This window comes from Bacillus salipaludis (assembly GCF_004358205.1).
Map to the genome: position 1 here is coordinate 202,823 of NZ_SMYO01000010.1, position 12,464 is coordinate 215,286.

Annotated in this window: 11 protein-coding genes; all 11 read right to left on the reverse strand. The window is 37.8% G+C overall.

The features are described 5' to 3' along the window. Window positions 1-266: 266 nt before the first annotated feature. Window positions 267-1,229: a carbohydrate kinase family protein gene (locus tag E2K98_RS20970; protein WP_133337573.1), complete on the reverse strand. Its 963-nt coding sequence runs from the start codon at window positions 1,227-1,229 to the stop codon at window positions 267-269. A gap of 75 nt (window positions 1,230-1,304) precedes the next feature. Then, the gene (locus E2K98_RS20975) at window positions 1,305-2,264 is read right to left on the reverse strand and encodes an ABC transporter permease (RefSeq protein ID WP_372512590.1); all 960 of its coding nucleotides are present in this window, start codon (window positions 2,262-2,264) and stop codon (window positions 1,305-1,307) included. A 14-nt stretch (window positions 2,265-2,278) separates the two neighbouring features. Then, window positions 2,279-3,841 (reverse strand): sugar ABC transporter ATP-binding protein, encoded by a 1,563-nt coding sequence (locus tag E2K98_RS20980; RefSeq protein ID WP_133337577.1) that lies wholly within the window; start codon window positions 3,839-3,841, stop codon window positions 2,279-2,281. A 104-nt stretch (window positions 3,842-3,945) separates the two neighbouring features. Next, window positions 3,946-4,914, reverse strand: coding sequence for an ABC transporter substrate-binding protein (locus tag E2K98_RS20985; RefSeq protein WP_133337579.1), 969 nt, complete (start codon window positions 4,912-4,914; stop codon window positions 3,946-3,948). A gap of 388 nt (window positions 4,915-5,302) precedes the next feature. Beyond that, the gene (locus tag E2K98_RS20990; protein WP_133337581.1) at window positions 5,303-6,064 is read right to left on the reverse strand and encodes a DeoR/GlpR family DNA-binding transcription regulator; all 762 of its coding nucleotides are present in this window, start codon (window positions 6,062-6,064) and stop codon (window positions 5,303-5,305) included. A 425-nt stretch (window positions 6,065-6,489) separates the two neighbouring features. Next, a complete protein-coding gene (gene rlmD, locus E2K98_RS20995; protein ID WP_133337583.1) occupies window positions 6,490-7,887 on the reverse strand; it encodes a 23S rRNA (uracil(1939)-C(5))-methyltransferase RlmD in 1,398 nt (465 codons plus the stop codon). Between the two features lie 56 nt (window positions 7,888-7,943). Next, window positions 7,944-8,255, reverse strand: a complete 312-nt coding sequence (locus E2K98_RS21000) for a putative quinol monooxygenase (RefSeq protein ID WP_133337585.1) — start codon at window positions 8,253-8,255, stop codon at window positions 7,944-7,946. Between the two features lie 108 nt (window positions 8,256-8,363). Continuing rightward, complete coding sequence (gene pdaA, locus E2K98_RS21005) at window positions 8,364-9,098, reverse strand: delta-lactam-biosynthetic de-N-acetylase (RefSeq protein WP_235824898.1); 735 nt, start codon at window positions 9,096-9,098, stop codon at window positions 8,364-8,366. 89 nt (window positions 9,099-9,187) lie between these two features. Beyond that, window positions 9,188-10,153, reverse strand: a complete 966-nt coding sequence (locus E2K98_RS21010) for a nuclease-related domain-containing protein (protein ID WP_165976329.1) — start codon at window positions 10,151-10,153, stop codon at window positions 9,188-9,190. A 278-nt stretch (window positions 10,154-10,431) separates the two neighbouring features. Further along, window positions 10,432-11,976, reverse strand: coding sequence for a fumarate hydratase (locus tag E2K98_RS21015; RefSeq protein ID WP_133337645.1), 1,545 nt, complete (start codon window positions 11,974-11,976; stop codon window positions 10,432-10,434). A gap of 171 nt (window positions 11,977-12,147) precedes the next feature. After that, entirely contained in the window at window positions 12,148-12,345 is a 198-nt protein-coding gene (locus tag E2K98_RS21020; protein ID WP_133337591.1) for an SE1561 family protein, read from the reverse strand. Between the last annotated feature and the right edge of the window lie 119 nt (window positions 12,346-12,464).

Sequence of the window (12,464 nt, forward strand, 5' to 3'; positions counted from 1 at the left end):
CGATCAACGCACAGCACTCAACATGCGTGGACTATAATTGGCAATACAAATAGATGTTGGTGGGTTTACCATCTCTTTCACTAGAATGGACTATCTTAGCTATAGTTTTTCTGTAACAGCAAATAAATTTTCATAGGGATAAAAACTATTTATTTTGAAGCATCTGTTAATGTTACGACTTCCTCTCTTTCCTGTAATTCAGAATAGTTTTAGTACCGACAAAGCCAATCAAAAAGTTGGATAAAAGGCAGCATGTAAAACAGTTACTAATTTTGATTATCCATTAGTTTCTTAACTTCTTCCATGCAAGGCATGCTTAATATCGCACCTTTCCTTGTTGTAACAATTGCTCCAACTGCATTTCCAAATATAATAATTTCTTCCATATCATTCATATTTAAATCAGCAATAGATTTATTTTTTTCTAAATATTTATATAAAACACCACTAAAGAAGCCATCACCCGCACCTGTTGTATCAACTGGATTCACTTTGAAGGATTTAAATTTCCCTACGTTCTCCCCTTTTCGATAAAAACAGCCTTCTGCTCCTAAAGTGACAAATATAAGTTCTGTGTTATACTGTTCAACGAGTTGTCTTGTTCCTTTTTCTAAATCTGCCTTTCCAGTAATGAATTCCAACTCTTCCTCCGAAAGCTTTACGATGTTTGCATATTTAAATCCCTCTTTAATCATTTTCTTTGCATGCTCTAGATTCTTCCAAAGCAAAGCCCTTAAATTAGGATCATAGGAAACAACTTTCCCTTGTTCTTTTGCTACTTGGACTGTCTTTAGAGTGGTAGTGGCGGCTGGTTCATTAGTTAGAGAAAGAGATCCAAAATGAAAAATTTTGGTTTGAGCTATAATATTTTCATTAATGTCATCCTCTGTTAACTTGGTATCCGCGCCGGGATTTCGATAAAAGCTGAATGAGCGGTCACCATTTTCATTTAAATGAACAAATGCCAGCGTAGTATTTGCATTTTGGGTAAAGGATAATCCTTTGCAGCATATGTTTGTATCTAATAAAACTTGCTTTAAATAATGTCCAAATTGATCATCTCCTACCTTACCAATGAAACAAGTCTTCTTGCCTAATTTGGTTAAGCCCGATAACACATTGGCCGGGGCACCACCAGGATTTCTTTCAAAGACAACTTTACCAGGCTGAGAAGAGTTATAAGGAGTTAAATCAATTAATAACTCTCCAAGAGCTACTACATCATACATTTGAACCTCTCCTAAATTCTAGAATTTATTAAGCCAGAAGACTACTCTTCTGGCTTTTTATTTGGAAGTAACTATTTAAGTTCTGCTTCGTAATCTATCAAGAAGCACGGCAATAACAATAACGATCCCTTTTACAACTTGTTGCCAGTAATATTCCACGTTAAGCAAAGTCATTCCATTCGTTAACACAGCCACAATCAAAACCCCAATGATTGTTTCTTGTATACGGCCACGTCCTCCTACAAAACTAGTACCACCTAGTACAACAGCTGCTATCGCATCTAGCTCAAATCCTATTCCTACCATGGGCTGACCTGAGAACAATCGTCCTGCCATCACAACGCCACTAACACCGGCCAATAAGCCACTGATGGAATATACATTAATCAGGGTGCGATTAACTTTAATCCCTGTAAGATGGGCAGCTTCTTCATTACCGCCAATAGCATAAACATGTCGCCCGAACATCGTATACTTTAAAACGATTAACATAATAATATAAACAATCGCCATCACATAGATAGGAGTAGGAATCCCCAGAATGTCACCTGCTCCAATAAACTTGAACTGCTTTGATGCCAAAACTACAGGATATCCTCCGGTTATAACATAAGCCAACCCCCTCAGGTAGGTCATACTTCCAAGCGTCACGATAAAGGAAGGCAACTTAGGTACAGCTGTTAAAAATCCATTAATAGCCCCAGCAACATATCCTACAGCAACTCCTGCTAACATAGCGATAACTGGAGGAGTTCCGGCATTTGATAGTAATACAGATATAACACCGCTCAATGCAAGGGTTGAGCCTACCGATAAATCAATTCCTCCTGTTAATATAACTACAGTCATCCCAGCTGCCAGAATGGCAGTGATTGAACTCTGCTTTAGTACGTTTAAGATATTACTTGAGTCCGTGAAATTCGGGGCAACAACAATCATAACTATGATTAATAAGGCAAGAATTATAACCATGCCCAGCTGATTAAAAATCTGTTTTGACCGTTTCTTGAATGAAACTACGGATGGACTTGACATTTGTAAGTTTGTATTCATTGTTTAACCTCTCCTGTAGCATAGTACATAATTTTTTCTTGTGTAGCTTCATCACGAGATAATTCAGCTCTGAGTTTCCCCTCGTGAATCACTAAAATCCGATCACTAACTCCTAATATTTCTGGTAATTCAGAAGAAATCATCAATACAGCAAGCCCTTGTTTTGCCAATTTACTTATGATTTTATGAATCTCGGTCTTTGCACCTATGTCTACACCACGGGTTGGTTCGTCAAGCAGCAGTATTTTAGGACCAATAGATAACCATTTAGCAATAACAACCTTTTGTTGATTTCCTCCGCTAAGGCCCATAACATTTTGTTCCTTTGATGCCGTTCGTATTCCAAGTTCTTTAATATATCGATCCGCATCACGATTCATTTGCTTATACTGCAATAGTTTAAATTTACGATAGGTTGGCAATTGTGCCATCAGTATATTTTCTTTTACAGATAAATTTGGTAATAACCCATATTCCTTCCTGCTCTCAGGAACATGAGCAATGCCAAGTTTTATTGCGTCAATAGGACTTTTTATATGAACCTGCTGGCCATTCAAAATTATTTGGCCCTCAGACAGTTCGGATAGTCCAAAGATTGTTCTTACCAACTCAGTCCGTCCCGCACCGACAAGGCCTGCTAAGCCCACAATTTCACCAGGGTAAATTTTCAGCGATATCCCCTTTACAAACTTCTTATCAGAAACATTTTTTAACTCAAGGGCAGGTTTTTGTCCAGACCTAACAACACTTTCGGTTCTTTCTCTTACAAATAGTTCATTTAACTCTCTTCCTACCATAAGTTTTACTAGATTCTCGGGATTTGTATCCGAAATTGGTCCACTTGTCACCCATTGACCGTCTCTAAGCACTGTAAAGCGATTTGAAATTTTAAAAATCTCATCCATTCGATGAGAGATATAAACAATAGCTACGCCTTTTCTTCTTAATTCTTCAATGATGCCAAAAAGCTTTTCTATTTCTTTATCTGTCAGAGATGCCGTCGGTTCATCCATAATTAAAATCTCAGAATTAAGTGATAAAGCACGAGCAATTTCTACCATTTGTTGTTGGGCCACACTTAAGGTGGAAACATCCGCCCGAGGATCTAAGGAAGATCCTATGGATTTTAAAACTTGGGCTGCATTTTCATAAATATCATTCCATTTTATTAAGCCCAGCCTATTTTTCTTAAATGTTGTCCCCATCATAATATTCTCACCAATGGACAAATTTGGTGAAAGGCTTATTTCTTGGTGAATAACACTGATCCCTTTATTTCTTGCTTCCATTGGATTATTCCAATGTACTTCTTGACTTTTATACTCAATCGTTCCTCCATCAGGCTGATACACTCCAGCCATGATCTTCATTAAAGTAGATTTTCCTGCACCATTCTCCCCCATCAAGGCATGAACTTCCCCTTTATAGAGTTCGATATTAACGTTTTCCAACACCTTGACACCGGAAAATCTCTTCGAAACCGCCTTCATCCTAAGGATGGGTAACTGACTCTCTGGTAGATGACGATTTATGTGTTCTTGTAACTGAAATACTGCCATTAGTGTCACTCCCTTAGTCTCTTTTTAAGCCCTATTTTACTTGGATAAAAATATAGTGCACTTGAAAGAGCACCATATTTTACTTTCACTAGAGGGAAAATTAATTACCAGCCACTATAAGAAGCAATATTATCTTTAGTGATAAATTTAGTTGGAATAAGAACTTTTGAGTCAACTTTCTTTCCATCAATGATTTTTAATGCTAAGGCAACGCCATCAAGAACCATTTGATTCGGGAATTGTGCTGAAGTACCAGCAATGCTTCCGCCTTTTTTCATAGCATTAATTGCAGAAGGCGCACCGTCGACACTTACGACAAAGAAATCATTTTGTCTACTAGCTTGTTGTTGAGCAATTTGTACTCCAACAGCCTCTTCATCATTTATTGTAAATACTGCATCGATTTTCTTGTTTGCTGTTAGTATACCTTCCATTACGGTAAGACCCTTTTCACGATTACCCTCACCATTTTGTTTAGCAACAACCTTGATATCTGGATATTTTTTAATTACTTCGTTAAAGCCTTTAATTCGGTCTGTCACTGCAGAAACAGGAGGTCCGTCAATAATAACAATATTACCTTTTCCATTAAGTTTCTTTACAAGGTACTCGGCGGCTAATTTACCTGCTTGGACGTTATCAGACATAACTACTGTGTTAATGCCGCCTTCTGCAAATCCATCAAGAGCAACAACAGGAATACCGGCTGCTTTTGCCTCACTAATTGCACCGGCAATACCAGCAGAATCAAATGGGCATAATAATATTAAATCAACTTTTTTTGTGATAAAGTCTTCTATTTGTGCAGTTTGTTTAGCAAGATCTTGATCCGCACTTACAGTCGTTACATCAGCATTATACTTAGAAGCAACTTCTTGAGCCCCTTTAGACATCGCTACAAAGTATGGATTACTTAAATTTGGAACTGTTAACCCAATCTTTAGCTTTTTTTCAGTATTAGACTTGTCATTTGCTTTACCTGTATTAGAAGCGCTTTCATTATTGCTGCATGCACCTAAAAAGCATAAAGTTAAAATTAATAATACTATGTTAAAAATTTTAAAGTTTTTCATGGTTTGTAATTCCTCCTAAATATAGTTTTGTTAAAGTAATAGACACTTCTAGCAAAACACAATCCTTTTAAAAAAATCTGTAATACAGTAATATAAAAATGAGTGCTAAAATTAGTATTAATTTTAGATATACTCATGCAGGGTTATGATTTTGGGCTTTTTTCCATTTGGTCGTGGTTGCCCTGAATCGTAACCTTTTTTTGTGATTCTTCATTTTTCTCCCTCAAAGAACAAGTTATTAAAACGATTATAATCTCTTCTATTATTTTCACAACTCTGTAAGCATCACCTCCTAAAAATGATGTGGATACTTTTTAAAACGTTTTCATTTAAACGCCTTCGCTTTTTGCTTTTATCTGATATTAGATCCTTACCTATCGAGGAAAAGTCAGACTACGCGAACAGAAATTCCTGATTCCTCAATGCGGTTAAGTAAGGTCTTTTGTGCAGCACTATCGGTTATTAAATAATTTATCTCATGAATATCCGCAAACTTCGCAAAGCTTACTTGTCCTATTTTGGTATGATCAGTAATGAGAATAACCTTTTCCGCACAATCAATCATCTTCTTTTTCGTTGATGCCTCAATTAAATTTGGGGTGGTTAAGCCATTTTCTACATCAACGCCATTCGTAGCAATAAACGATTTGTCTACACAAATTTGATTAAAGCTCATTTCAGCCAAAGGACCTACCAACGCTAATGTTTCTGAACGCAGAGAACCACCACATAATAAGACTTCAATTCCAGATACATCCTTTAATTCGTTGGCACATAATATTGAATTGGTAACTACCTGTAAGCTCGAAAAGTTTCTTAGTTCTTGAGCAAGATAATAAGTTGTCGTACCAGAATCGAGCAAGATACTTTCTCCGTTCTTAATAAGCTTAGCCGCTTCCTTCGCAATAGCCCTTTTCTCTTTTTGAAACTGCACTTCTTTATCAATGTAAGTCGGTTCGAAGGTCACACTTTTAAAAAAGACTGCCCCACCATGCGTTCTTTTTAACAATTGTGCTTCCTCTAGTTCCTTTAAGTCCCTACGAATTGTTGATTCAGACAAGTGGAAGTGTTGACTTAATTCTTGTACATCCACTCTAGCATTCTTGTTTAGTAACTCTAATATGGCCGACTTTCTTTCTATACCGTACACAGAATCGTTTCCCTCCAATTCATTTGAAATGGGACACTTGACCGTTTTTTGCTCATTTTTGAGTGAATTTGATTTTTTATGCTCGCTTTTGATTATATGTGTTATTTTACCAACTTACAATATGAATTTCATAATAATTGTGAAAATTTTAAAATTAATAAAATAAAAAAACTATTGTTTTTCGAAGATTAGAATACGTTAGACTATACTTATTATTTATTAGGGGAACACTTTGACTAAGTAAAACTTAGAAGTAAACACAAGTAAGTGCTTCGAATGTTATTGATTTGAGAGAAATAAAAGTAGTAGTTTTGAAAAGGAAAAATTGAAGTATAAATTCAAAAATAAAACTAAATGGGAAAAAGGAGTTTCTCCATTTAGGGAGTAACTCCTTTTTTGTGGTCCCAAAATTGAATAGAAGCAGCTTACTTGGTTCCTGCTTCTTCTTTTAAAATCATAGCCAAGACGCATTCGACATGCGCCGTATGCGGAAACATATCTACCGGCTGAATATATTTAACTTCGTATTTAGCACTTAATGTGTTAATATCCTTCGCCAATGTCGACGGATTACAGGAAACATAAATCAGCTTTTCCGGTTTCACGTGCAAAATCATTTGCAGCAATTGGTTATCAAGGCCAGTCCTTGGCGGATCCACAACCATAACTTCCGGCTTCCACCCTTTTTTGACCCACTTCGGCAACACTTCTTCTGCTTTACCAGGTACATACTTTGTATTCGTGAATCCGTGGCGTTTGGCATTTTTCTTTGCATCCTCAATCGATTCCGGAATCACATCCATCCCGCGAATTTCCTTAGCTTGATCCGCCAGCCATAACCCAATTGTACCCACGCCGCAATAGGCATCGACTACTTTTTCCGTACCCGTAAGTCCCGCAGCCTTCTTCACTTCATTATAAAGCTTAACAGTTTGTGTTGGATTCAATTGAAAAAATGTTCTCGCTGATAATTCGAACTGCAGGTCCCCCAATGTTTCTTGGATGACTTCACTGCCGGCTAACGAAACCGTCTCTTCACCAAAAATGAGGGAGGTTTTCTGGCCGTTAATGTTTTGCACAATCGACTTCACATTCGGGAGCTTTTTTTGGATTTCCGATATGATAAGCTCCTGTTTAGGAAGTTCCTTTTGTGAAGTGATTAATACAATTTGGATTTCCCCTGACTGCACACCAACACGCGTGACAATCGTTCGGACGATTCCTTTACGAGATTTTTCATTATAAATTGGAATCTTTAAATCCTCTAAAATTCGTTTCACCTGCGCTGTGGCTTCATTTGTTTGTGAATGCTGGACAGCACATTGGTCAATATCAATTAACTGGTGAGAGTTTAAGCCATATAATCCGGCAAGGACCTTTCCATCTCTCTGCCCCACTTGGAAACTGCTTTTGTTCCGGTATCCCCACGGATCTTCCATGCCGATTGTTTCACGGATGTCCAATTTGTTTACGTCCAGTTTTGTATGGCGTTCAAGCGATTGAATGACAATATCGCGTTTTTCTTTAAGTTGTTGGTCATATCCTAAATGCTGAAGCTGGCAGCCGCCGCATTGATCATATACTGGGCAGAGTGGTTGAACACGATGCGGTGATTTAATGCGGATTTTTTTAATTTTTGCTTCGGCAAATTTCGGATTAATTTTTGTGGCCTCAACAACTACCTCTTCTCCTGGCAGCGCCCCCGGTACAAAAACTACCTGTTTTTTAAAATAACCGACACCTTCTCCATTGATGCCCAGCCGTTTAATGGTTAGCGGGAAGGTTTGACTTACTTGTATTTTAATGTTTTGATCTGTTTTCATGTTTTTTCACGATTCCATCCATTTTTATTTTCATCGTATTATAGCATGTTTCCAGATTAATTGTCGGAGATTCCTTTGCCGCCTATGGGTAAAATTTCCGTTGCCTCAATACCAGCAATAAGTGTTTTGGCCCGCTCAATCATTGCTTTTGACCCTTCTAATAATAGTGATCTTTTGTGGGCTTCCGCATTTGTCCAAACCTCTGTAACCCATATTACTTCCGGCTCACTTTTTGATTTATTGACGATATAGATTTCACACTCATCAAGACTTTTCATAGCTTCTGCTGCGTTTAACAATATTTGTAACAATTCAGTACTTTTCCCCTGGATTGCAGCAAACTTAACATACATACCATATTTATCCATAATTTCCTCCCTCAAAAATATCTGATATAAGTATGGTCAAACATCGTTATATTGAATACAAGTTCTTCATGAAAAAACCGAACTCCTGTTGGAATTCGGTATTTGGTCTTATTTTTTATAGTCATCAAGACTTTTGAATTTATACCCTTTGTTTTTTAAATCCTTAATCACTTTTTCTAATGCATCCGCATTATCTTTTGAAACGGTGTGTAAAAGCATGACACAGCCCGGATGAATTTGTTTCATGATATTATCGTACGCATATTGCGCACCTTTTTGCTGATTAACATTCCAATCCACATAAGCGAGTGACCAGAATACATGGGTATATCCCGCTTCTTTGGCAACTTTCATCGTTCTCTCACTAAAGACACCTCTAGGCGGACGTAAATATTTCATTTCTTTTTGACCAGTTAATTCCTTTGTTTTGATCTTAACGGTATCCAGTTCCTCTTTGATTTTCGCATCATTGATGGTTGTCATATCGGGATGATGCCAGGAATGATTGCCGACAATATGACCTTCTTCCACCATTCTTTTGACGAGATCAGGCTGGGAGGTTAGGTAATGACCAGTGACAAAAAATGTTGCTGGTACCTTTTCTTTTTTCAGGACATCGAGAATTTTCGATGTGTAGCCATTTTCATAGCCGTTATCAAAGGTTAGGTATAAGGTCTTTTTTTGAGGATCCCCTTTATAAAAGGCCCCGTACTTGGCAAGAAGTTGATCGTACAGTGCCCCAGCCTCCGGCGGCTGTTCATTCACAGCTTTTTTGAAGCCCCAATGAATCGGTTGATTCGAAACAGCTCCATATGTAACACTTGGAACGAGCATCAACAGCATCCCAAGCATCGGCAAGATCTTTTTCATCCATGTTCCCCCTATTTTGTTTTTTTTAGTGTTTGTTTTAAAAGGGAAAACATAATTGGAACTTATAGGAAGGATTTTGGTTGGTGATAGATACGGCCTTTGTTGGTACCGGAATGCGGGAAATTCAAATGAGAAAATAAGTAAGCTGCGGCTCTTGGGGATGGCAGTTGAAGAAACCAGCATAATTCAGCATTGGTTATTAACGGTTTTATCAGGAGGAAAAAGTCATAAATAGCCGGAAGATGAGCATCTTTAGAAATAGAGTCACAGGAAGGACATTCCCAATTTCTCCCCTTATAATGCAAGGGAATATAAAGACATTTAGGACATTGTACACCAGTTATAATTTCACTTATATCAATATTGTACATTAAAAGTATGTCACTTTTAAGAGGAGTATTTTTCACTAAAATTTGTCTCTTAATTTTTCCCATTGCCTTCAAGTCAAGACATTCTTTTTTGAAATACTTATCTAGCTCTCCTATTTTCATTAAAAGATTTTCGGCCTTACACACTTTCTTTTCTGCTTCAATATATCCAGCGCTTATATGTAAACTGGCTTTTGGATTTGTGAAACATACAAGATGATCCAGGGGGACTAAGGGTAATTGATTCTTCTCAAACCAGTAATTTAGCAAAATTTTATGACGGGAAACTTGAGAAAGAGGATTTGAATATACCTTTTTATTTTCATTCACCTCTTGAGTCAGTTGATGCCTTTCTAAAACAAGCGAACCAGAATAGTTTTTACTATCAATAATTAAGCCGAATTTTTCAGAAAGGAGGAAAGCATCAATTTGGAAGTAGGAATCTCCATGTGGGAGGCGAATATCGTGGAAAATATGGTACCTTTTTGGTGGAAGCAAGCTTAAAAAATAGTGTAAATTCTTTTCTCCTCGATACCCTGACCTCAAATTGATAAGTTTTTCTTCAACATAGACTCTACTGGGATGATTTTTAACAATTCTTCGTTCAAGAGCCTCATGCTGCTCTAATAATATTGGTTTTATTAGATCTTTTTCAAACAAAATTATCACTCCTTTGTCTTTTGAGTATTATTTTATCGAAATTTGACGTAATTTTTGTTTAAGAATTAGACGATTTTTTGAAGATTTTATTTTATCAACACATTTTTCACAGATATCAACACAGTTTTGAGATATATCAACACAAAATCGCCGGATATCAACACACTTTTAAAAGATATCGACACATTTCCATGATATATCAACACATTTTGGCCGGATATCAACAAATCACACCAAAAAAGGGACAAGCGCAAGCGCCCGTCCCCCAAACTACACAATTATTTAAAAACCGGTTCCTTAAACTGAGCCAATTTTTCCAATGAAGACTTATCCACATCAGCATGCAAGCTGTTTCCGTGAGAGTCCATTGTTACAACAGCAGTGAACCCTTCAACACGTAAATGCCACATCGCTTCTGGAATACCAAATTCCATAAGGTCAACGCCTTCAACAGACTTAATACAATCAGCATAATACTGAGCCGCGCCACCGATTGCATTTAAGTACACGCCGCCATGTTCTTCTAATGCTGCCAAAGTTTTTGGACCCATACCGCCTTTACCGATAACAGCACGAATACCGAACTTCTTCATGATATCGCCTTGGTAAGGCTCCTCACGAATACTTGTTGTTGGGCCAGCAGCCTTCACATGCCACTCACCTGCTTCGTCTTTTTGCATAACAGGACCGCAGTGATAAATGACTTGTCCATTTAAATCAACTGGTGCATCGTGATCCATTAAATGTTTGTGAATCGCATCACGGCCTGTGTACATCATTCCCGTAATTTGAACCACGTCACCAACCTTCAAATCGCGAATTTGATCTTCAGTGATTGGTGCTGTTAACGTAATTACGTCTTCAGATTTAGCGGCAGCCGTTTCCTTTTCCGCCTCAGCCTGAGCAAAATCAATGAATTCTCCATCTTGATACATCCACTCATTGATTTCCCCTGTTTCAGGATTTACCGCAACACCCATGCGGCGGAATGCCCAACAGTTATAAGCAACAGAAACATAGAAGCTGGCAGGAATACGGTTCATCACTCCGATTTTACAACCTAGAAGAGTTGCCTCGCCGCCGAAGCCCATTGTACCAATACCAAGTTTATTTGCATTTTCCATTACATACTCTTCTAATTTACGAAGATCTTCGTTCGGATTTACATCTTCAACTGAACGGAATAACTGTTCTTTAGCTAAATCATAGCCAGAAGAACGGTCGCCGCCGATACCAACGCCAATGAAGCCGGCGCTGCAGCCTTGTCCTTGTGCTTGGTAAACAGAATGCATGATGCATTTGCGGATACCGTCAAGGTCACGACCGGCACGGCCTAGGCCTTCAAGTTCGCATGGAAGGCTATATTGAATATTTTTATTTTCACAGCCGCCGCCCTTTAAGATCAAGCGCACATCAATATAATCCTTTTCCCATTGGTCAAACTTGATGACTGGTAATCCTGCACCAAGATTGTCACCACTGTTTTTACCCGTTAAGGAATCAACAGAGTTTGGACGTAATTTTGCTTCTTTTGTTGCTAAAACAATCGCATTGCGAATCGCTTCTTTTAATTCTAGTTGGTTCACCCCAACTGGAGTTTTAATTTTAAAGGTAGGAAGACCTGTATCTTGGCAAATTGGTGAAACTTGATCATCTGCCATTTTAATGTTGTTTGTAATCGTTGCAAGGCTCATTGCCGCACTTGTGCCGGCATTTTCCTGTTCCTTGGCAGCTTTAACTGCACGGCGAACGTCTTTTGGAAGTTTCGTAGAAGTTTCTACAACCAGCTTGTACATGCTTTCTTGAAATTTTTCAATATTCAATTCGAGTACCCCTTTCCCTTTGTCCCACTGATTTATCTTTTTTAATTTTATAACTATTCGACGCACTCCATTATACTCCTATACGCCTAAGAATTAAAGAATAAGCTTGAAATCGGTTACTTGGTATTATGAGGTAAATCGCTTAAAAACCATATAAAAATGAGTCTGCTATTAAACAGACTCATTCGTTTCACGATTATTGAATTCTCGGCATTTTGATTCCATATCATCAAGCATGGAAAGTAAGCGGTCAATATCCTCAAGGTCCGTATCTTCCGGATCAATTGCATCTAATACATCAAGGAACATATTTAATCGTTGTTTTAAAAAGGTCACTTGCAGATTTTTATCTTGTACAGGATTACCCATATATTTTTCTCTCCTTTAATGAACGTTTATATCCCGCATTAACGGGCAGTAAGCCCCCTTTTAAAGACTTAAGTACCCTTTAAAAAATAAGTGGGGCAACTGCCCGTAAAAGCCCGATT